Raw genomic sequence first — 20,652 nt, 5'->3', positions numbered from 1 at the left:
ACATGCAGGGAATAGTTTATTATTTCCCAGGCAAGCGCAGTTTTCAACATAAAGCGACAGGGTTAGCGAGAGGAAAATTTTTTTCAAATTGGCGCAACTTTGGACGACTTGGCGAGTATAACCAAACATCCAGACAAATGGACGGAGGTACTACTACCATGAGGTTCAGAAAGCTTCTGATTGCTACGCTTGTCTTGTCGCTGTGGGGCGGTACGATGCTCTTCGCGGATTCGGCGTCGCAGAAGGTCCGGGTCATCGTCAATGGCGGGGAATTGGATGACGCAGGGATATTTACGGATGGCAAAACCTACTTATCGGTTCGACAAGTAGCCAATACGCTTCAGTCGCTCGTATTCTGGGACGAGAGCACGAAGAAAGTAACGATCTACAAGCCGAACGTGCATATGTTCCTCTTCCAGGACACGACGATTTTCGGGAATGTCGTGAAAGGCAATAAGATTTCTTTCAAAGTATTCGCCCAGATCGACAATCTGTTAACCGATATTTCCGCCGTGAAATTGACGATCGCCGATCCGAGCGGAAACGAGCAGGTCATTCAATCCAAGAGCGTCTCAGTCGACAAGGATAACTTCTGGTATCGGACGGACGACTATACGTATACCTTCGATACGGCCGGGAAATATACGATTAATTTCTATATGAAACTCGCTTCTGGGGACGACTGGAAGCTGGTCTCGCAGAAGACGATTACGGCCAAAGCTCCTTGATCGAACCGCTACGCTCCTGCCTTCGAGGCAGGAGCTCTTTCTCGTTTGACCCAAGACATGTTCCATGTTACGATACGAATGAAACGTATCTATTGAATGGAAATGAGGGTTTACAATGAGCGACCACGTACATGATGAGAATTGCAACCACGATCATGACCATGAAGAGCATGTTTTCCTTGTCACGGACGAGGAAGGCACCGAGCGTGAAATGGTGATGGTATTTACGTTTGAATCCGAAGAACAAGTCTATTCCGTGCTGCTTGATCGTAATGATCCGGAAGCTGACGGCGTTATTTTCCGTATTGAAGAAGAAGACGGCGAAGCTTTCCTGGTCGGTATCGAAGACGATGCGGAGTGGGAACGCGTGACCGCGATTTACGAAGAGATCGCGAAGAGCGAGAACGAAGGCAAATAAGAAAAAAAGAAAACTCCGTTGCCGAACCGGCAGCGGAGTTTTTTATTATCCAGCGATTCGCGGATGCCGGGCATTATTTGCGCGGGTTGTAATAGATCGTCCGCCCGTTGAACATCTTCAGTTCGGCCAGCAGCTGCTTGGCCATATACTTGCACAATTCATTCGCTTTGGATTTGTCGCCGTGGGTTGCGGTATCGGGAAGCACCACTTGGATGTGCGAAACGGTTTTCTCGCCTTCCGTCTCCGAGCCGACCCCGAATAGAATATAGTTGTACTGCGGCGTCGTTCCTTTGAGGTAGAACCAGCGATCCTCTTCGCCTGCTCGAACCTCCACGGTATACGGAAAAGCGGCTTCGGCGTAATCCCAGTCCAGTTGCTGTCCGGTCAGCGAGGTTTGCTCCTTGTAACGGCCGAGCCGTTCCTTGACCTCCGAGAGGCTGAGAGCTTCGACCGCCGAACCTTGCACGAATTTTATGTAAGCGCTTTGACTCATCATCGCCCACCCCCTCCAACATCATAGCATTACGCCTAACGATTGACAATAATCGGTAAGTGCGAGGTTAGCAAGCCGTCGCTAGCGATTCAAGTCTAGTCGCTGGAGGACGAGCCTGTGTCACCGCGGGCAACGGGAAGATTGGATACGTAGGCATACCAGGCTATTTGATTCTCGTTATCGAACAAAAATGAGATCACATAAAAGTGTTCAGGATTCTGAATATTGGAGTATGCAGGCAGAGCGGTTAACGGCTTAAAACTGCCGTCGGGCAATGCCTCGTACCAGTAGCTTGCCATGCCGCTTCCGTCGTAGCCGAACGTGCCGTATGCGGCTAGCACGTCGTCCAATGTACTCTGCCCGATGACGATTTCTTTGTTCGTGGCTCGCGAATCGCCCTCCGTTTGAAGCGGATCCTCGTTAGTACTGTCGACCTTCCACGCGTCGAGCAATCCTTCCTTGCTGTAATGGGCAGAAAAGGCGGGATAAATGGTGTTATCGAAAACGTCCGTATCCTCCGACTTGCCGAACGCGGCTTCGATATCAGCCCTCGTATCCCCGAATGCCAGCAGCTGCTTACCGGACGGTCCATAGAGAATGAAATCCTCACGTGTCACGGCTGTCGTGCCGAAGTCCGGCATCGTCTTCGCGGCTGTGAGCGGCAGAGACGGCAGGCTTCCGCGATCCGACACTTCCGCGGGCATGGGCTTGATCGTCATCATGCCGCGGAGCGTCAACTGCCGGAGCCACTGCGCGGCTTCCGCCCGCGTCATCGTATCCGCTCCGCGAAACTGAGCAATCGTCAGCGCTTTGCTATTCGCCATTCCTTGACCCATTAGGTAGGCGATCGCATCATCGCCTTCATAATGAACACCTAGCGAAGCGGCGATTAAGGCAGCCGCACGCTTGCGTGTAATCGGCTTCAAACGCTGCTGATGGTCCGTCTCGCCTAACGTAGGATGATGCCACATTTCCGTCAGCCTGTACGGACCGTCGGTCCAATCGTATTTGATGCCGCTGCCCCAAGGTATGATTTGATTCGGGAGCGCGATTCCGAAAGCGCGGTAGAGCGCCTTAATGAACGCCGCTTCGGTAATGGGCTCGTCGGGCCGAAGCGTGCCGTCCGGATAACCGTCGATAATATGCTGTCTGACGGCCCAGTAAAACAAGAGTTCGGACCAATGACCGTGAATGTCGATAGGGACGTCAATACGCTGCTGCTTCCAATCGACTGCATACGCTCCGTCTCCGATCGCCGGAACCTGAGCGGGTGCCGGCGTTGCCGCCAATGCAGCTGTCGCAGCCGTATCGGCCCAGCAAAGGGAGAAGGCCAGCATGCCGATTAAGGTCTGTCGTTTGAATTTCAAGAGAATCATCCTCCTTCGTTGAAGACTCACCATACCGGATGGCGGTGAGCCATTCGGCTACCCATCTATATCGGCAGAAGGATTCAATAAAATTACAATAATTAGGATGTGAAGACAGGCAACAAAAAACCGATTAAGCTCAGTAGCGAGCTCGATCGGTTGGATTGGGTCTATGAAATCGCTTCTTCTTCCACGATGACCTTGACGAATTGAATGCTGCGGTCCTCGGGACCTTTGACCGGCAGCCCGACTTCGACGTGATCGACGATATAGTCGATATTCACCTGCGAGATGACCTCGCCCGGAAGCAGGATCGGAATGCCTGGCGGATAGACGTAGATGAACTCCGCGATGATGCGGCCGGCGGATTCCTTGAACGGCACGACCTCGGTGTCGGCGTAGAAGGCGTCGCGCGGCGTCAGCGAGAGATGCGGAATCTCCGGGATTTTGACGATCAGCTCGTTCGCTTCGTTCACTTGATGCTGTTCAGCCAGATCCCGCAGCGCGACGATCAGCTTGCTGACGGAATCATCCGTATCGCCTGGCGTCACGAGTGCCAGGATATTGTACATATCGCTGAGCTCGACCTCGATGTTATAGTGCTCGCGCAGCCAGTTCTCCGTCTCGTAGCCCGTAATGCCGAGGTGGCGCACGTGAATCGTCAGCTTGGTCGGATCGTAGTCGTAGGTGGCTTCGGTACCGAGAATTTCTTCTCCGATGCAGTAAAGTCCAGGCATATTGTTGATTTCGTCACGCGCGTACTTGGCGAGCCGAATCGCGCGTTCCGCGATATCATGGCCGTTCATGGCCAAATTCCGACGGGACGTATCGAGCGATGCCAGCAGAATATAAGAGGTTGAAGTCGTCGTCAGCATGCTGATGATGGTTTGGACGCGCTTCTGGTTGATGCGTTCGCTGCGAACGTTCAGAATCGAGCTTTGCGTCATGGAACCGCCCAGCTTGTGGACGCTCGTCGCCGCCATGTCGGCTCCTGCCTGCATGGCGGACATGGGCAGCTTCTCGTGGAAATGAATAAGCACGCCATGCGCTTCGTCGACAAGCACAGGAATGTCGTAGCTGTGCACCAAATCAACGATTTCTTTCAGGTCCGCGCATACGCCGTAGTAAGTTGGGTTAATAACAAGTACGGCTTTGGCGTCGTGATGACGGTCGAGCGCGCGCTGAACGGAACGGGTCGTAATCCCATGGTCGATCCCGAGCTCGGAATCACGTGCCGGCGAGATGAAGATCGGCCGAGCGCCAGCGAAGATGATGGCGGACATAATGGATTTATGCACGTTGCGCGGAACGATGATTTTGTCGCCAGGCGAGCAGACGCTTAGAATCATGGTCATGATGGCGCCGCTTGTCCCTTGCACTGAAAAAAAGGTATAATCAGCTCCGAAAGCATCGGCTGCCAGTTTTTGGGCCTCTTCAATGACGCCGGTCGGCTGATGCAAATCGTCCAGCGGCGCTATATTAATCAGATCGATCGACAAAGCATTGTCGCCGATAAATTCTCGGAATTCGGGATCGCTGCCAATTCCCTTCTTATGTCCAGGAATATGAAATTGTACAGGTTCTTTTGCCGCATGCTCCCTCAGAGCGGTGAACAGCGGGGTCCGGGTATGATCCATTGCTTCATCCCAGCCTTTCATGTTGGATTGTTACAAACAAAGTTGAGTATAGCAAAATCGGGGGGGATTGCAAGCGGCATTTTTGTTGAGACTAGATGAACGTAGCCTTATTCGGAGATAGGCTTGGAAGGGGAACCGATATGGAGATCGCAAAGAGCTGGGCAGGCAAGAAAGTGCTGTCGTCGCCGTTCGTCGTCCAGCTGCTTGTCATAATGTATTTGGTCGAATTCGTTAAGGGCGCGCTGCTTGTATCTATTCTACCTGTTTATATGAGGCAGGAGCTCCATTTGACCGCTTACGCGGTCGGCTGGGCGCTCGCGCTGCAATATATTGGAGACAACGCGTTCCGGTCGCCGCTTGGCTGGATCATCGACCGTTTCGGTTACCGGTACGTGATGCTGTTCGGCGTTCTGTTTACGAGCGCATCCGTCCTGATCGTCAGCTTCACGAGCGGATTCGGCTGGATCGTTGCGGCATGCCTGCTGCTTGGCATCGGAACGTCGCCGTTATGGCCATGCGTCATTAATGGTGCGACGACCGTGGCGGGCAATGAGTCGAGCGGCACGATCATGAGCGTCGTCTATATGGCCTGGCTGACAGGCGTCGGCTGCGGACCGATCGTGATCAATTTCTTCATCGTACATACCTATGCACCGGCGTTCCGCATTCTGATCGGCATGATGCTCGTCGTCGTGCTGGTTGCGTTCTTCCTGCCGGGGAGGAAGCAATCGCTCGCCCTCGAAAACCGGGAGATCGCGAAGAGTCCGGCAGCCGTCCATGAGCATTTGCCGATGATGATACGCATAAAGCGTTATTTGGCGAGAGTGGGCGCATCGCTGCATGCCAGCAAGCTGCTTTACCCTGCGATGTTTACGCAAAATTTCGCGCTCGGACTGCTGACGCCCGTGCTGACGCAGTATGCCCGGACCGTGCTTCACCTAACCCCGCAGCAATACAGCATGTACCTGGTTGCCGGCGGTGCCGTTACCGTACTGGGCTTGATTCCCGTCGGCAAATGGGTGGACCGTTTCGGTACCAAGTGGTTTCTGCACGTGGGCTTCATTACTGCCGCAATCTCGCTTACGACGCTGGGTTATACGCGCTCGCTGCCGCTCGTGCTGTTGATCGTTGCCTTCGTAGGCTTGGGTTATGCTTGCATCATCCCGGCCTGGAACGCGCTGATCGCGCAGGCGATTCCGAAAGCGGAACGCGGCGCCGTCTGGGGCTTCTTCCTGACGATCGAGGGACTCGGCATGGTATTCGGCAGCATTGCGTCCGGAAAGCTGTGGGATAAACTCGGTCCGCATTCCCCGTTTCTCGTCAGCGGAGCTGTCCTGCTGCTCCTGTTTGTTCTTCATTTGTTCATAACTAGACATCGGACAGATGTGGTACGATGAGTGGAGTGGAGGGAACAACATGAACAAAGACAGACGTTTGGGCATTGTTATGGTCATGCTGATAACGACTTTTATCGGATTCGGAATCATAATCCCGGTATTGCCGGAGCTCATTAAAGAAGCTAGCCCGGAATCCGTAGGATTTCACACGGGAATGATGCTTTCCCTATATTCGCTTATTTCGTTCCTCATCTCGCCGCTTTGGGGCGGATTGTCGGATCGGATCGGACGCCGGCCCGTCATCCTGATCGGCGTGCTCGGCTTCGCCGCAAGCTTCCTGGTGTTCGGCATCGCGGACGGCAGACTGCCGATTATGTACGCATCGCGCGTGCTGGGGGGACTATTCTCCGGCGCGGTCACTTCCGTCATCGTCGCTTACGTGGCGGATATTACGCCGCCTGAGCAGCGCACGAAAGGCATGGGACTCGTCGGCATGTCCATCGGGCTCGGCTTCACGATCGGCCCCGGCTTCGGCGGCCTGCTTAGCCTCGTCTCGCAGAACACGCCGTTCTTCGCGGCAGCCGCGCTTGCGCTCGTGACATTCTTCATCGCCGTCATGAAGCTGCCGGAATCGCTGACGCCGGACATGCGCCAAAGCTCGCACGAACGCAAGCCATCGAGATGGACCGCATTCACCGGCTCCTTGAAACACCTGTACGTGCTTGCGCTGTTCGTCTCCTTGTCGCTGGCAGGGCTTGAAGCGACGCTGCAGCTGTTCGGTATTGAGCGGTTCGATGTTACGCCGCTTCAGGTCGGATTCATGTTCCTGATCTGCGGCCTGGTCGGCGCTCTTATCCAAGGCGGCGTCGTGCGCAGGAGAATTCGCAAGGGCCAGGAGCCGGCCTATATCGCCGCAGGCTTGATCATCTCGGCCCTCGGTTTCTTCCTGCTTGTAACCGCGCATACGCTGGTGACGGCGACGATTTACTTGGCGATCTTCGGCATAGGCAACGCGCTGATTCGTCCGTGCGTCACCTCGCTTATTACGCAGCGAACGACGGTCGGGCAGGGCGTAGCTTCGGGACTAAGCTCGTCCATGGACAGCCTGGGCCGGATCATCGGGCCGCTCGTCGGGGCGTTCCTCTTTAACTTCCATCTGACGCTGCCGTACGTAGCAGGAGGCATCCTCTCCGTAGCGGCGCTCACGTTCCTGTTCCGTTTCCGCGCCTTGGACCGCAAGCGGGATGCGGACAGCGTGAAGACGTCGGCAACGGCATGAATCGACGATCGTTCCTGGTTATTGATCGTTGATCGTTCCTGTATTTGTATTCGTTCAATAAAGAAGCTCCGCACGGCCTTGGCCGTAGCGAAGCTTCTTTTTGCATGTCCGGGTCATATCGCCGCCGACAAGCGGTTACAAGAATGACCGTCTAAACGTACGAATCCGTCCAATGCTTCTTCTATACGGCCTGCCGGAGCGGCGTTATACTCATGTTGAGCATGCATGAATACAGCTAATCGTTCACCAAGAAGGATACGACTAGGAAAAATGTTCGGCAAAGCGGATTAATGCAAAGTATTCGACTGAGTACCATTAACGTACATAAGAGGAGAATCGTTATGGGAAGCCTGGAATGTCGTCCGTTCTACGAACCGGAGAACGAAATTTGCGGTGACTTTATCCCTTTCCACTGGGAGGGCGTGCACTATCTGTTTTATTTGAGCGGTCATCCGAATTTGGAGATCAGTTTGATTACGACGACCGATTTCCTTCATTATACGGAGCACGGCGTCGTGATTCCGAGAGGCGGAGAGCCGGATCAGGACCGCGGCATCGGCACGGGCTGCGTTTTTGAGCATGAGGGCCTATTCTATTGCATGTATACGGGGTTTAATGCAAGCTTGCGCGAGGAAGAGGGGCAGTTCGAGCAAGTCTTAATGCGCGCGACGAGTCCGGATCTGGTGCATTGGACCAAGGACCCGGATTGGAGACTGCCTCCGGATTCCGAACGCTATTACGGCAAGGAAGCTTGGCGCGATCCGCATGTTTTTCTTGACGAATCAGGCGATGCGCATTGGATGATCGTGACTTCCCAAGTCAAGCATGGACCGGCTTCCGGCTTGTCCGTGCAGCGCCGTACGGGCTTGGGCTGCGTGGCGTTATTGAAATCGACGGATGGGCTGCATACGTGGGAAGCGCAGGATCCGCTGTTCCATCCCGGCATGTACGATGCGATGGAATGCCCGGATCTGTTCCGGATCGGCGACTGGTGGTACCTGACGTTCTCGGAGTACCGCGATTTGTGGACCATGCATTATCGGATGGCACGCAGTCCGCAGGGGCCTTGGATATGTCCGAAGGACGATAATCTGGACGTGCGGGCTTTTTACGCGGGGAAAACGGCAGCTGCGGGGAGCCGCCGTTTCCTCATCGGCTGGGTCGCCTGGAAGGAAGGACAGGCGGATAAAGGCAATTACTTGTGGGGCGGCTCGCTCATGGCGCATGAACTCATTCAGCAGGCAGACGGCACGCTCGGTCTCTGCTGCCCGTCGGAAATCGAGGCGGCCTTCGATACGGAGGCGCATATCGAAGCCGCTCCCGGACTCGGCGAGTGGACGGAAGCAGAAGGACGGCTTGCGATCGGCGTGGAAGGCAGATTATCCTACGTTCGCCTGGGGGAGATGCCGGAGACGTATATGGTCATGACCACGATCGAGTGGGAGCCGGGCACCAAAATGTGCGGGCTGCTGCTGCATGCGGCGGATGACTTGAACGACGGCTATCTGGTTTATTTGGAACCCGAACGGGGCGTGGCGAAGTTTGAAAAGTGGCTGCGTCCTTGGGATTATCCGGCGATGGAATGCCGCGTCGCGCTTGTGAACGGGAAGAGCCAAATCAAAGTCATCCGCTCGGGGACGACGATCGCGGTCTATATCGACGATAAGGCCGCAATGTCGGGGCGCATGTATGATTTGCGTCTTGGCTGGCTTGGCTGCATCGTCTCCGAGGGAACGGCGGCTTTCGGCGATTCGAAGCTGTTGACGCTGTCACCGCAGCCATAAGAAACGAAGAATCAGAGGTTACGAAAAGAAGCTTTGCACGGCTTGGGCCATGCAAAGCTTCTTTTGTCGATTAACGCATCAACCCCAGGCCGCGCATAACGAAAGCGATCGTATCCTCGCGCTCCCGCTCGTCGTCCCAGACGGCATCCTCCCGTTCGCCGTAGAAGGTGCGAACGGCAATATAGCCCATAATGGCGGAGATGCTCAGCCGTACGACGGTCGCCGAAGGCAGCTCTGCCATTTGGCCGTTCGCTTGGAACTTGGCCACGATCCGCTGCAAGCGTTCCAGGACGATACCGAGCACCTCCCGTTGGAACCGTTCCTGCATTTCCGGATGAAACGGAATTTCCTGCAGTAGAATCTTCAGGATATTGCGGTTCTTCCGCAGAAACTCGATCCGGTTCTCGATCATCGCGCGCAGCACTTGGTCGTAGCTGTCGTACTCCGAATCGAGTACTTTATTGAAGCCGCGAAGGACGAACGGCGCGATCAGCTTCGTCATGGCGGGCGCCACGATGCCGAGCAGCAGCTCCTTCTTCGTCTTGTAGTGGCGGAAAATCGTTCCTTCCGCCACGCCGGCGCGCTGGGCGATCTCGTTCGTGGAGGAGGCGGCATAGCCTTTCTCGGCGAATACTTCGATAGCCGCTTGGACGATCCGCGACTGTTTCTCCGTCATCTTGCGGCCTGCCTCGTCGCCCCGCAGCAGTTCCTCGATCCATTCTTCCTTCGTGTCGCTCATGAAGCCAACTCCTTAATGCGCATCACACTTGTCATATAGCCCCTATCCTAGCACAGCCGCCGCTTCTTTTAAATGGCGCGGTGCTTCTTGAGCGCGATCACGTTCAGCGTCGCGAAAACGGCGGAGAAGCCGATCAGCACGTACACGTCGGTGTCGATCGCGGACCAGCCTTCTCCTCGGATCATGATGCTGCGCATCGCGTCCGCGCCGTAGTAGAGCGGCATGATGCGGCTGAGATGCTGCAGCCAGGGCGTCATGGCATCCAGGTTGAATAAGCCCGAGAAGAATACCTGCGTCACGATGACGATCGGAATGAATTGAATAATCTGGAACTCGTTGCTCGCGAAAGACGAAAGGAGGGTGCCGAGCGTCAGCGCCGTCAGCGACAGCAGCAGATTCATCAAGAGGACGTACCAGATCGATCCGTCCATATAGAGGCCGAGCACGTCGATCGAGAACCATGCGATCAATGCGGCCTGCAGGAGCGTGAACAGTCCGAAACCCGACAAATAGCCGAAGACGATTTCGGTCCGCCGAATCGGCGTCGCGAGCAGCCGTTCCAGCGTGCCGCTCGTTCGTTCCCGAAGGAAGGAAACGCCGGCCAGCATGAAGACGAAGAAGAACGAGAAGAAGCCGATCAGCACCGGGCCGTAGAAATCGAAGGAGGCCATGTCTTCGACGCCGTGCAAATACGTCACTTCGGGCTGAACGGCCTGCGCGTCGGCGTTCATCGTGCGCTGCAGCAACAGCAGGACCGATTGGTTCACGGAAGGGTCACTACCCTCCAGGCGAAGAGCGGGTTGGCCGTCCGTGAACGTAAGATACGCGTCGAGCTTCCCTTCGCGCAGCGCCTGTTCGGCGTCCTGCGCCTGCTCGTAGGTCTTGACGTTCGCGCCGGCCTTATCCAATTGTTGAGCGATCGCGGCGGAAGGGGCCTGAACGACGCCGATGTCCGGTTCGACCGCATTGCCGTTGAACACGAGCTTCATCAGTCCGAGAATGAGCAGCGGGGCGAGAAACAGAAGCGCCAGCGTCCGCTTGTCGCGAACGAATTGACGGATAATCCGAATGGCGAGCGCGCGGATTCTCATGGGCGTGCACCTCCGCCGAGCACGATGAACGCTTCTTCGATCGTCGACGCGCGGCTCTGCCGTTTGATCTCCCCGGGCGACCCAGTGGCGGTCAGCTTACCGTCGCGGATCAGCCCGAGCCGGCCGCATTTCTCCGCTTCGTCCATGACATGCGTCGTCAGGATGATCGTCGTGCCGCGTTCCCGCAGCGCTTCGAGCTCCTGCCAGATGGACTGCCGCAGCACGGGGTCGATGCCGACGGTCGGTTCGTCGAGCACGAGCACTTCCGGCTCGTGGAGCAGCGCGATCGCGAGCGACAGCCGCCGCTTCATCCCGCCGGAATAGGCGGAGACGGTCTTGTTCAAATGGTCTTCCAAGTCGACGACGGCCATGGCGGCTTGCATGCGCTTGTGCAGCCGGTCGCCTTTCAGGCCGTACAGCGCCGCGAAGAAGCTCAGGTTTTCCTTGGCGGTCAACTCGTTATAGAGCGCGTCCGACTGCGCCATGTAACCGAAGCGCTGCAGCATGGCAAGCTTCGGCATCCGTTCGCCGAGCATGCGGACGGTGCCGCCGTCGGCTTTGTCGATACCGGTCATGAGCTTGATCAGCGTCGTCTTGCCGGAGCCCGACGGGCCGAGCAGGCCGAACAATTCGCCGCGCTCCACTCGGAGCGAGATATCGTCCAACACCGTCCGGCTGCCGAAGCGGCGAGTCACGTTCTGCACGTCGACGACCGGATGAGAAGAAGCTGATGATAAAGAGGGAGGAGCCATGGACATGGAATCACGCCTTTCAGAATAATGAGTGATTACTCACATTTATCTTAAGCGATATTACCTCGAAATAGAAGTGAGTAATCACTCATTTTATTCGGAGGACATGTCTTTTTTTTGAAACCGTCCCATGCGCGCCGATGTGTTGCCTACGACTTCGACGTATTCCCTTGCGGCGCGTTCATTTGAGTCGCTTGCATGGTATTCGATAGGGAAGCATCCACTTGCGATGTATTCGATTGTTGTGAATCCGACTGTTGCGAATTCGACTGCTGTGAATTCGGCTGCTGTGAATTCGACTGCTCAGTATCCGATTGCTGTGAATTCGACGGCGTGTTAGTCGCTTGCGGCGAATTCGCTTGGCCCGTATCGGCTTGCGGCGTCTTGCCGTCGTCCTTCTTTCCGCGCATCATGTCAACGGCAAAGACGATCAGGAGAGGCAGGAGCGCGAACGAGAAGCCCCACAGGGGATGGATGGCCGTTACCTCGTAATGCCACTTGGTTTCGCCGCGTGTCGCCGCGGCCAGCGAAATGGCCGCCATGAACAGGGCAAGCGGGAAGATCAGCATGCGGTCCTGCTTCAGCTTGAGCAGGTGCATGCAAGTCTGATGGGCCGTGAAGAGTACGATCGTCGTCTTCATGAAAGAAGCCAGAATGAGCGAATAGCCGATCAGCGCTTCCATCCGGGAGAAGACGTCGATGATGTTGACGGTGCGCGCGACCTCGAACAGCGAGTATTTCCGGTCTCCGGCAATCGGCCCGAAGACGAGGATCGTGACGACCGTAGCGCCCGACAGCGAAAGGGCGTTGACGATCACGGCCTGCAGCGCTTTGAACTCGAACCTCTTCCCGAAGGCTTTCACGTAGCACAAAATCATGGAGAACAGCACAACCTCGCAATACGGAAAGCCGAAAGAGGCGTAGACGCCTTGCAGGAGCGGCTTCGGGCCATCGGGCATGACGGGCAGCAGATTGCCGAACGAAAAATTGTGGATGGACAGGAGCGTGACCAACAACACGAACAGCATGACGCTGGCCATCAGAACGGGAAACAGCCCTGTCATTTTGTCGATGCCCGTACGCACGGACAGCGCCGCGACGAGGAAGGACAGGAGAATGAACCAATACGACGGGGTGTTCCGCATCATCGAGCTGTTCAGGAACATGGCGATATCGAGGACGATGGCGGCCCCCATATGGATCTGGTAGTAGAGAAAGAGCAGGCCGAAGAGGATCGTAACCGGCGCCCCGACGATGTTTCGGCTGTACTCGATGAAGTTTTGGCCGGGATGGCGTTTGGCCAGCATGATGACCGGAAGGACGGTCAGCATGCCGCCCGCAGCCGACAACAGGATGCTCATCCAGGCCGAGTTTCCCGCGAACTGAATGATCGGTCCAGGGATATTGATGATCGAAGAGCTGGTCAGAAAAACGAACAGCAGCAAAGCGGCTTGATTTGCCGTGATTGTTTTCCCCATGGCGCTTACCTACCCCCTCAGTTTAAACCATTTGAACAGCGCGTCCGCGGCCGGGCCGAACAGCGCGTTCGCCGTATCGTAATACGTTATTCCTTGAATCAGCCCCGTCGCATTGGCCATGTGGTACAGCGTTAACGCAAGCAGAAGGCCGTACGTCAACTTTGTCCTGGACGGCCGGGGGCCTTCCCGAACGCCGTCTTTGTAGTCGGCCGTGATCATGCAAACGACGCATAAGATCAAGATGACAATGAACATGGCGGTCACTTCCGTTAATCGGGATGGGTTGCCAGCAGTGAACGGCCGGCGGTCGTGCCATGCGTCAATATGACGGTATCGACCTCGAAATCGGCATCGATCGCGGCGAATTTGTCCGGCCAGTCCGGCTTCCATTTCTTCCACAGCCGCGGATGATGCTTGTAGATATCATTGCCGATGCCGAGCAGATCGGCTTTGTTCCGCTGCAGCAACTTTAGCGACTGCTGCAATTGGCGTTCGATTTCCGCGGATATTTTGTCCGCGAAGGCGGTTTCTTCCGCTTCGGTGTCGAGCTTGGTGCAGGCGAGCTCCAGCGTCGCGACGGCCGTGTGAACGCGGAAATGCGCTTTTACTTCGCCGCCGCGCAGCTCGATCGTCCGCGTACTCGAGAATCGGAGCACTTCGGCGGATTCCTTCAGACGTTTGGGATTCGTGCTTTCGCCGCCCCCCGCGTCCTCCCCGCCCGTTTCTTCGTCCCCGTTCCCTTCGTCGTCCCGCGGCTTGCCGGACTGGCACGGAATTTCGATGATGCCGTTATTGTAATGGCCGAGGAGCATCATCAGCGCTTCCGTTTGCTGTCCGGAATATTTGGTCGTCACGATGTCGTTCTGGACGAGCATCAATCCGGAGACGCCCGGTTCGCCGCCGGTTTCCTTTCCGCTCACGGCGAGATACGGAATCGCCCCGATTGCCGATTCGCTGCGCAGCTGCAGGGCCAGGGAAAGCAGCGTTGTGCCGATCGTCTTCCCGCTGAAGTTTTGCTCGGATTTCTCGCTCAAGTAATACTGCTGGCTGATCGTATTTTCGATAAACGGTACTTGGTCGAAGTAATCCGTCGCTCTGCCCTTCGAGATCATGACCGTGCTCGTGAGGCGGGGCTCGTTGTCGCGATAGAACATATCGAGCAGCTGCGTGATGGGAATCTTGCGCGCAAGCCGTTCGCTGATCAGGATGACCCGCATGTGGCTGAATTGCGCCTTGCGGCCGAGATGGATCGTAATGTCGCGAATCGCTTCCATGACGGACGTGCCCTTGGTGCGGATGTTAATGTACGGCTTGCCGGGTTTTCCTTTTGCGGCGACCGATTGGGACGGCTTGTACACCTGGAACGTTACCAGCACCTCGCCGTCTTCGGAATCGTCGATGCCGACGCCCAACACAAACGCCTTGTCCGGCAGTTCGGCCCGGTCGCCGCAGCCCGAGACGCAGAGCCCGCACAGCAGCAGGACTGCCAGCAAAGCCGATGCCCGAATTGCCATGCGCACCACCATGCCTTCCGTTCGTTAGGATTTCCCTTTCAGCTGCGGACCCTTCCGCCTGTTTGACTTCATTAAGGACTTCAACGGTTTCCGGTATAACGTGTTCTGCAATTCGCCGATCGTCCACGGCGCGAGCGGCTTCAGGTAAGGCACGCCAAGCGACTTGAGGCTGATCAAATGGATCCACATCAGGAAGAAGCCGATCATGAGGCCGAAAATGCCCAGCATGGCCGCCAATATCATGAGCGGCAGTTGAAGCAGGCGCAGCGAAACGGCCAAATTGTATTGCGGCAGCGCGAACGACGCGATGCCTGTCAGCGCGATGCATACGACCATGATCGGCGAGACGATGCCGGCGTTAATGGAGGCTTCCCCGATGACGAGCGCGCCGACGATGCTGACGGCCGACCCGACCGGGCGCGGCAGCCGGATGCCCGCTTCCCGCAGTATTTCGAATATGAAGACCATGATGATGGCTTCGGCGAACGCGGGGAAGGGGATGCCTTCCCTGGAATCCACGACGGCGAGAAGCAGCACCGTAGGGATCAATTCCGCATGAAACGTCGAGATGGCGATATACAAGCTCGGCAGGCCGAGCGCGATCATGAACGCGGCAAAACGCAGAATGCGGATGAAATTGGCCATCAGGGTTCGCTGGTAGAAGTCCTCGCTCGATTGCATCAGCTCGAAGAAGCTCGCGGGACAGATCAGAATGCTGCCGGTGCCTTCCACGAGCACGATGATTTTGCCGTTCAGCAGGGAGGAGGCGGCGACGTCGGTACGTTCCGTGTAACGGAATTGCGGGAAAGGCGTCCAGGTGCGTTCTTCCAGAATGTCTTCGATAAAGCTTGTTTCCAGCACGTCGCCGTCGGGAAGCTGACCGAGGCGCGTCAAGAAGGCATCGAGCGTCGCCGGATCCACGATTCCTTGCATATAGCCGAAAGCGATGGTCGTATGCGCTTCTCCGCCGGTTTGCATGAAATTGAATTTGACGTTCGGGCTATGTATTCGCCTGCGGATCATGCCGATATTTTTCTTGATGTTCTCGACGGTGGATTCCCGCGGGCCTTGAACGACGGGTTCAGTGACGGGCTCGGTTACCTGCCGCGTCTCGAAGGTGCCGGTCCGATAGCAGATCGCATGGTCCCAGCCGTCGATGAAGATGACCAGGCAGCCGCTTAGAATGAAGTCCACGGCTTGCTCCAGCGAGTCGACGAGGGTGGCGGATTCTTCCGTCGTCATATGTTGGCGGAAGAGGCGAACGATCATCTCGAGCGTCACTTCGCTGCCGTCGCCGACCCGATGCGGGATGAGATCCTGGAGCGTTTGCCTGAAGAAGTTGGTACGCTTGTCGAGCACGAGCGTATCGAAGTAGACGGACAGCGCCCGCAGCTTGTGCTGGGGTCCGTAATTCCATTGGAACATCGTCAAATCCGAGCACGGATAGAAACGGGAACGGATATAAGCGAGGTTCGCGTCCATATTCAAGAATATCGGCGCTGGCATAACATCCCTTCCTTTCCAGCTTGCGCTTGGTTAACAGCGTTCCAAAATCGTCCGGATTTTATGCATCGGACTTGCGGAAGCGGGCTTGAGGTACATCGCCGGACGCGGTTCCGCCTCCGTCTTAGGTCGGGGATAAAGACTGGTCTGCAGACGTTTACGCAAATCCCCTGGAAAAAGGTAGACTTTATCCAGGAGTTCTTAGGAGAACCATAGGTCGAAGGGAGAATGGAATTAGAATGCAGTGGATTACGAAATGGGCTTTCAATAACAAAGCCGCAATGAAGCTCGTCGTGCTAATGGCGCTGGCGATGGGGGTAATCAGTTACTTCAGGCTCCCGATGGAGTTTCTTCCGGAGGCGGATAACCCGATGGTCACGGTCGCCGCGATCGGCCCGGGCTACGATGCCAAATCGATGGAAACCGAAGTGACGAATAAGCTGGAGGACGCCCTGCAGTTCGTCAAAGGCAAAAGCCTGATGACGTCGTCGTCCGGCAACGGATTTTCCAAAATCGATCTGGCGTTCGATTCCAAAACGAATATGAAAGAAGCGAAGGCCGAGGTCGAGACGGCTGTCCGCGCCGTGCAATTGCCTGAACGCGTCATGACGCCTTACGTGGTGCAGTTCAATACCTCGATGATTCCGATTTCGTGGGTATCCGTCGGACTTGACGGCGTGAATGAAGCCGATCGGGAGCAAGTCGAGAAGGAATTGATCAACGAGTTCAAGAAAGTCGACGGCGCGGGCCAAGTATCCCTTGGCGGCAAATCCACGCCGAGCATTTCAATCATTCCGGATAAAGCGAAGCTCGAAGCGAAGAACTTGCCTTACCAAACGCTGATGGGCGTGCTGCAAGGACGGAGCGTCTCGGCTTCCATCGGTGAGAAAACGATCGATGGCGCATCCGGCAATATTATCGTCGAAGCGAACGTCAGCGATCTGGATACGCTTCGCAAGCTCCCGGTCGCGCAGGGCGTTACGCTTGGCGACGTAGCCGAAGTGAAGCTGGAGAACCAGCAAGAGAGCATCAGCAGCCTGAACGGCAAGAACGTGCTGATGCTGACGATCTCCAAGACGGCCAATGCCAATGCCGTTAAGGTCGGCGATGCCGTGCAAGATACGGTAGAGCGGTTGAACAAGGACATGAAGGGCGTCGACATCAAAGTGCTTTCGAGCACCTCGGAACAAGTCGTGCATTCCGTCAACTCCATGCTTCGCGAAGTATTGATGGGCGCGCTGTTCGCGACGATCGTCATCCTGCTCTTCATGCGCAACATCCGGGCGACGCTGGTTACGATCGTCTCGATCCCGCTGTCCCTGGGCATTACGTTGTACTTGCTGCAAATGTCCGGCGTGACGCTGAACATCATTACACTGGGCGGCGTCGCGGTCGCGGTCGGACGTCTCGTGGACGACAGCATTGTCGTCATCGAGAACATTTACCGCAGGCTGCAAAAAGAAACGTTCTCGGTCAGCCTGATCGTGGACGCGACCAAGGAAGTGGCGACCGCCATTACGTCGTCCACGCTGGTGACAGTCGCGGTATTCCTGCCGATGGGACTGCTGCGGGGCTCGCTGCAGGCGTTCCTGCTGCCGTTTGCATTGACGGTTACGTACTCGCTGCTGTCATCACTCCTGGTCGCCTTGACCGTCGTGCCGCTGCTCAGCGCCGTGCTGCTGCGCAACACGAAGATGAAAGAACACGAAGGTTCGAAACGTTTCTCGAATTTCCTGGGCTGGTGCCTGGCGCACAAATGGGTACCGCTCGTAGTCGCCGTCGTCCTGCTGATCGGCTCCGTCGGCGCTTACATGTCGATGCCGAAGGGGGCTATCGATTCGTCGAACGCAGCCAACCTGAATATTACGCTCGAGTATCCGAGCGAGACGCCGCATGATGCCGTCGTCGAAGGCGGCCGCAAGCTGGAATCGTTCCTGACGAAGAGCTCCGAGATCGATTGGGTGCTGATGCAGAACGGCAACAGCTCCGATGGCGCTCAATACGGCGAAGTCTCGTCGCCAACGCTCGTTACGTACCTGGTGCAGATGAAAAAAGGCGCGGACGCCGAGAAGGTGATCGCGGACGTGCAAGGACAGCGTTCCGAGTTTAAGGGCGCGGATCTGAACGCGGGGGCCATGGACTTCATGAGCGGCTCCGGCGGAACGCAGGTCATCGTCGACGTAACGGGCGACGACCTCGACGCGATCGCCAAAGGCGCCGATCAAGTCGTTGCTGCAATCAAGCCGGTCAAGGATGTCCTGAAAGTAAAAACGAATCAAGAAGAGAAGAAACCGGTCTATACGTTCCAGTTGGATCCTTCGAAATCGAACGGGCAAGAAGTGGCTTCCCAGCTGCAAGGCCTGCTCAACCCGGTCCCGCTCGGTTCGATCACGATCGACAATCGCGTGACGAACGTCGTGCTGCAGCCTACCGTAGAGCCCAAATCGCAATCCGACCTGAACGGAATGACGATCATGACGGCTTCCGGGCCGGCGGACGTATCTTCGGTCGCGAAGCTCGTGAAGAGCGAGCAGGCCAGCGTGTATTACCATAAAGACGGCAAGCCTTACGTCCGCGTTGCCGTGGATGTCGATCCGAAACAGCTGTCGATCGTCGGCAAAGACATTACGAAGAAAGTGAATGCGCTCAAGTCGCCGGACGGCGTGACGTTCACGGTCGGCGGCGCTTCGGCTGACCAATCGTCCGATTTCGCGGATCTCGGCATCATCATGCTGGTCGCGATCGGCATCGTCTACCTAATCATGGTCTTGACGTTCAAGACGCTGCGCGCGCCGCTCGCGATTATGTGCTCGCTGCCTCTTGCGGCAATCGGCGCGGTCGTCGGTCTGCTCGTCACCGGCATCTCGCCTGACTTTACCGCCGTATTCGGAGCGCTGATGCTCGTCGGCATCGTCGTCACGAACGCGATCGTACTCATCGACCGCGTGAAGCAGAACGAACAGCGCATGACGATTCGCGAAGCGTTGATCGAAGCGGCGGCGACTCGCGCCCGTCCGATTCTCATGACGGCAATCGCGACAATCTCCGCGATGCTCCCGCTCGTCTTCGGCTCCACGGAAGGCGGAAGCATCGTCTCGCAAAGCTTGGCCATCGTCGTTATCGGCGGCCTTGCAGCCGCGACGCTTCTGACGCTGGTTATCGTGCCTTGTATCTACGAGCTGTTCTTCTTCCGCAAATCGAAGCGCCAACGCGTCAACGCGAGCGTGAACCACGCGGCGTAATGATAGCGAGAGATTCAAGATCGTTTCTAGCTTTGGAACAGGATTTAAATGTTGGATCAGAAGAAAAGCCTCGCGCCGAATCGGCGCGAGGCTTTTCTCATAGGAAACCTTGGTTAGTCGACACCCATTGATGGGGAGCGGTTAGAAGGGATTCATCTAAAGGGGATCATTAAGAAGGGAGTCATCTAGAAGGGACGCGTTTAGAACGACATTTTATACAGCGGCAGCACGGTGCCGAACGTCTCTTCCACTTTGGCAAGGAAGGCTTCGCCGTCGCCGAGTATTGGATCGTCGCGGTCGATGATGATGCCGCAGAGCGCCTCTGATGCTTTTACGGTCCGGAGCCGCTCGAGCAGCTTGGCGAGTCCGTCGCGTCCGAGCTCCTCCTGCGTATCGCCGCCAGGCACCATATGGTTGCCCGACCAGACGTAATGCGCTGGGATATGCCCTTCGATTTCGTTTAGCTGCCGAAGCGCGTGCTCCGCGAATACGGTCTTGTTGTCGGATTCATAGATGATCGCGAATTGGATGAACAGGTGACTGCCGAACAAGCCGATTTGGAAATGCGGAAACATTTTGTAGCCGCGTTTTCCCGGCGCGAAGGCAACCCATGTATCGTTCGGCGGATTGATCGTCCGGCGTGCGTGCTTGGCGACATGCGGGAACATCGGCTCGCCGCAGATATCCGTCAGGAACGGCGTCAAGCGGTCGCCGAGCTCATGCAGCTTCGGGCGGATTTTGGAGATGAGCGCGTCCATTCTCGGCTCGAGGCCAGGTATGGCAAAGACGTCGAAATCGTCCTGGGTAAACCCGGTAAACGTGCCCTTTATAGAATCGGTAGCTAGTGTCATGGTTATGATCATCCTTTCGGTCAGAGAAAAAACGCTTGGCGCTGCCTGCAGAGAGCAGCTTGATTCTGTCTATTATAGCATAGCTGAGGTTTGCAATCTCGTGTCGATTCCGGTAGTCTACTTGTTATGGTTGTATACCTGAGGTTGGGAGAGGTCATTCATGTTTTGGCAGCAATTATGGTTCTTATCGAATATGGTTTTCGTCACGTTGGCCATCGTGTATCTGTTCGTACATCGCGCTGTGACGCTTGCTCGTCAGGAGCAGGATGCTGAGCGGCTGGTTAAGAAGAAGAAGCTGCGCCTGACGTTCGCGCTCGTGACGATTGCTTCGTTTATCGTCATGGTTACGTTCTTTCTTATTAACATGCGCGTAAACCGCTGATCGAGTGCCAGATATGTCGAAACCGTGTCGCTTTCCTATCTTCCGCAACTTTTAAGG

At 56.2% G+C, this 20,652-nt stretch carries 18 protein-coding genes; 7 read left to right on the top strand and 11 right to left on the bottom strand.

Annotation, left to right across the window (positions count from 1 at the left end; all coding sequences use genetic code 11):
* The first annotated feature begins 158 nt into the window (after positions 1 to 158).
* The gene (locus tag AC0YNU_RS10460; RefSeq protein WP_475755937.1) at positions 159 to 728 is read left to right on the top strand and encodes a stalk domain-containing protein; all 570 of its coding nucleotides are present in this window, start codon (positions 159 to 161) and stop codon (positions 726 to 728) included.
* A gap of 115 nt (positions 729 to 843) precedes the next feature.
* Positions 844 to 1,146 (top strand): DUF1292 domain-containing protein, encoded by a 303-nt coding sequence (locus tag AC0YNU_RS10455; protein ID WP_475755935.1) that lies wholly within the window; start codon positions 844 to 846, stop codon positions 1,144 to 1,146.
* 73 nt (positions 1,147 to 1,219) lie between these two features.
* Here AC0YNU_RS10455 and AC0YNU_RS10450 read toward each other — a convergent pair whose 3' ends face one another.
* From AC0YNU_RS10450 to AC0YNU_RS10440, 3 genes are all read right to left on the bottom strand, one after another.
* Positions 1,220 to 1,639, bottom strand: coding sequence for a DUF1885 family protein (locus tag AC0YNU_RS10450; protein WP_475756260.1), 420 nt, complete (start codon positions 1,637 to 1,639; stop codon positions 1,220 to 1,222).
* 95 nt (positions 1,640 to 1,734) lie between these two features.
* Complete coding sequence (locus AC0YNU_RS10445; protein WP_475755933.1) at positions 1,735 to 3,006, bottom strand: S-layer homology domain-containing protein; 1,272 nt, start codon at positions 3,004 to 3,006, stop codon at positions 1,735 to 1,737.
* Between the two features lie 170 nt (positions 3,007 to 3,176).
* A complete protein-coding gene (locus tag AC0YNU_RS10440; protein WP_475755931.1) occupies positions 3,177 to 4,643 on the bottom strand; it encodes an aminotransferase class I/II-fold pyridoxal phosphate-dependent enzyme in 1,467 nt (488 codons plus the stop codon).
* A 140-nt stretch (positions 4,644 to 4,783) separates the two neighbouring features.
* On the opposite strand from AC0YNU_RS10440, the gene AC0YNU_RS10435 reads away from it, so the two are divergent.
* From AC0YNU_RS10435 to AC0YNU_RS10425, 3 genes are all read left to right on the top strand, one after another.
* A complete protein-coding gene (locus AC0YNU_RS10435; RefSeq protein ID WP_475755929.1) occupies positions 4,784 to 6,040 on the top strand; it encodes an MFS transporter in 1,257 nt (418 codons plus the stop codon).
* Between the two features lie 19 nt (positions 6,041 to 6,059).
* Positions 6,060 to 7,259: an MFS transporter gene (locus tag AC0YNU_RS10430; RefSeq protein WP_475755927.1), complete on the top strand. Its 1,200-nt coding sequence runs from the start codon at positions 6,060 to 6,062 to the stop codon at positions 7,257 to 7,259.
* A gap of 341 nt (positions 7,260 to 7,600) precedes the next feature.
* Positions 7,601 to 9,043, top strand: a complete 1,443-nt coding sequence (locus AC0YNU_RS10425; RefSeq protein WP_475755925.1) for a family 43 glycosylhydrolase — start codon at positions 7,601 to 7,603, stop codon at positions 9,041 to 9,043.
* A gap of 70 nt (positions 9,044 to 9,113) precedes the next feature.
* Here AC0YNU_RS10425 and AC0YNU_RS10420 read toward each other — a convergent pair whose 3' ends face one another.
* From AC0YNU_RS10420 to AC0YNU_RS10390, 7 genes are all read right to left on the bottom strand, one after another.
* Positions 9,114 to 9,782: a TetR/AcrR family transcriptional regulator gene (locus tag AC0YNU_RS10420; RefSeq protein ID WP_475755923.1), complete on the bottom strand. Its 669-nt coding sequence runs from the start codon at positions 9,780 to 9,782 to the stop codon at positions 9,114 to 9,116.
* Between the two features lie 68 nt (positions 9,783 to 9,850).
* Positions 9,851 to 10,873 (bottom strand): ABC transporter permease, encoded by a 1,023-nt coding sequence (locus AC0YNU_RS10415; protein WP_475755921.1) that lies wholly within the window; start codon positions 10,871 to 10,873, stop codon positions 9,851 to 9,853.
* Positions 10,870 to 11,631, bottom strand: coding sequence for an ABC transporter ATP-binding protein (locus AC0YNU_RS10410; RefSeq protein WP_475755919.1), 762 nt, complete (start codon positions 11,629 to 11,631; stop codon positions 10,870 to 10,872). The genes AC0YNU_RS10415 and AC0YNU_RS10410 overlap by 4 nt, the downstream gene beginning before the upstream one ends.
* Positions 11,632 to 11,774: 143 nt before the next feature.
* Complete coding sequence (locus AC0YNU_RS10405; RefSeq protein ID WP_475755917.1) at positions 11,775 to 13,103, bottom strand: GerAB/ArcD/ProY family transporter; 1,329 nt, start codon at positions 13,101 to 13,103, stop codon at positions 11,775 to 11,777.
* A gap of 9 nt (positions 13,104 to 13,112) precedes the next feature.
* Positions 13,113 to 13,358: a hypothetical protein gene (locus tag AC0YNU_RS10400; protein WP_475755915.1), complete on the bottom strand. Its 246-nt coding sequence runs from the start codon at positions 13,356 to 13,358 to the stop codon at positions 13,113 to 13,115.
* Positions 13,359 to 13,372: 14 nt separating this feature from the next.
* Entirely contained in the window at positions 13,373 to 14,617 is a 1,245-nt protein-coding gene (locus tag AC0YNU_RS10395; protein ID WP_475756257.1) for a Ger(x)C family spore germination protein, read from the bottom strand.
* A gap of 24 nt (positions 14,618 to 14,641) precedes the next feature.
* Positions 14,642 to 16,123: a spore germination protein gene (locus AC0YNU_RS10390; protein WP_475755913.1), complete on the bottom strand. Its 1,482-nt coding sequence runs from the start codon at positions 16,121 to 16,123 to the stop codon at positions 14,642 to 14,644.
* 236 nt (positions 16,124 to 16,359) lie between these two features.
* On the opposite strand from AC0YNU_RS10390, the gene AC0YNU_RS10385 reads away from it, so the two are divergent.
* Positions 16,360 to 19,362 (top strand): efflux RND transporter permease subunit, encoded by a 3,003-nt coding sequence (locus tag AC0YNU_RS10385; protein ID WP_475755911.1) that lies wholly within the window; start codon positions 16,360 to 16,362, stop codon positions 19,360 to 19,362.
* Positions 19,363 to 19,562: 200 nt separating this feature from the next.
* Here the strand turns inward: AC0YNU_RS10385 and AC0YNU_RS10380 are convergent, their stop codons facing one another.
* Positions 19,563 to 20,213, bottom strand: coding sequence for a YktB family protein (locus AC0YNU_RS10380; protein ID WP_475755909.1), 651 nt, complete (start codon positions 20,211 to 20,213; stop codon positions 19,563 to 19,565).
* Positions 20,214 to 20,373: 160 nt separating this feature from the next.
* On the opposite strand from AC0YNU_RS10380, the gene AC0YNU_RS10375 reads away from it, so the two are divergent.
* Complete coding sequence (locus AC0YNU_RS10375; protein WP_475755907.1) at positions 20,374 to 20,595, top strand: hypothetical protein; 222 nt, start codon at positions 20,374 to 20,376, stop codon at positions 20,593 to 20,595.
* The last annotated feature ends 57 nt before the right edge of the window (positions 20,596 to 20,652 follow it).

Source organism: Paenibacillus sp. J31P316, from assembly GCF_056269105.1.
The sequence above is the reverse complement of the archived record's forward strand: the minus strand, read 5'-3'. Positions and strand labels throughout refer to the sequence as shown.

Excerpts from the sequence above, each read along its gene's own strand:
- AC0YNU_RS10440 (WP_475755931.1), bottom strand. The coding sequence starts at position 4,643 with ATGGATCATACCCGGACCCCGCTGTTCACCGCTCTGAGGGAGCATGCG.
- AC0YNU_RS10380 (WP_475755909.1), bottom strand. The coding sequence starts at position 20,213 with ATGACACTAGCTACCGATTCTATAAAGGGCACGTTTACCGGGTTTACC.
- AC0YNU_RS10400 (WP_475755915.1), bottom strand. The coding sequence starts at position 13,358 with ATGTTCATTGTCATCTTGATCTTATGCGTCGTTTGCATGATCACGGCC.
- AC0YNU_RS10405 (WP_475755917.1), bottom strand. The coding sequence starts at position 13,103 with ATGGGGAAAACAATCACGGCAAATCAAGCCGCTTTGCTGCTGTTCGTT.
- AC0YNU_RS10430 (WP_475755927.1), top strand. The coding sequence starts at position 6,060 with ATGAACAAAGACAGACGTTTGGGCATTGTTATGGTCATGCTGATAACG.
- AC0YNU_RS10415 (WP_475755921.1), bottom strand. The coding sequence starts at position 10,873 with ATGAGAATCCGCGCGCTCGCCATTCGGATTATCCGTCAATTCGTTCGC.
- AC0YNU_RS10410 (WP_475755919.1), bottom strand. The coding sequence starts at position 11,631 with ATGTCCATGGCTCCTCCCTCTTTATCATCAGCTTCTTCTCATCCGGTC.
- AC0YNU_RS10395 (WP_475756257.1), bottom strand. The coding sequence starts at position 14,617 with ATGGCAATTCGGGCATCGGCTTTGCTGGCAGTCCTGCTGCTGTGCGGG.
- AC0YNU_RS10450 (WP_475756260.1), bottom strand. The coding sequence starts at position 1,639 with ATGAGTCAAAGCGCTTACATAAAATTCGTGCAAGGTTCGGCGGTCGAA.
- AC0YNU_RS10390 (WP_475755913.1), bottom strand. The coding sequence starts at position 16,123 with ATGCCAGCGCCGATATTCTTGAATATGGACGCGAACCTCGCTTATATC.
- AC0YNU_RS10460 (WP_475755937.1), top strand. The coding sequence starts at position 159 with ATGAGGTTCAGAAAGCTTCTGATTGCTACGCTTGTCTTGTCGCTGTGG.
- AC0YNU_RS10375 (WP_475755907.1), top strand. The coding sequence starts at position 20,374 with ATGTTTTGGCAGCAATTATGGTTCTTATCGAATATGGTTTTCGTCACG.
- AC0YNU_RS10435 (WP_475755929.1), top strand. The coding sequence starts at position 4,784 with ATGGAGATCGCAAAGAGCTGGGCAGGCAAGAAAGTGCTGTCGTCGCCG.
- AC0YNU_RS10385 (WP_475755911.1), top strand. The coding sequence starts at position 16,360 with ATGCAGTGGATTACGAAATGGGCTTTCAATAACAAAGCCGCAATGAAG.
- AC0YNU_RS10420 (WP_475755923.1), bottom strand. The coding sequence starts at position 9,782 with ATGAGCGACACGAAGGAAGAATGGATCGAGGAACTGCTGCGGGGCGAC.
- AC0YNU_RS10455 (WP_475755935.1), top strand. The coding sequence starts at position 844 with ATGAGCGACCACGTACATGATGAGAATTGCAACCACGATCATGACCAT.
- AC0YNU_RS10425 (WP_475755925.1), top strand. The coding sequence starts at position 7,601 with ATGGGAAGCCTGGAATGTCGTCCGTTCTACGAACCGGAGAACGAAATT.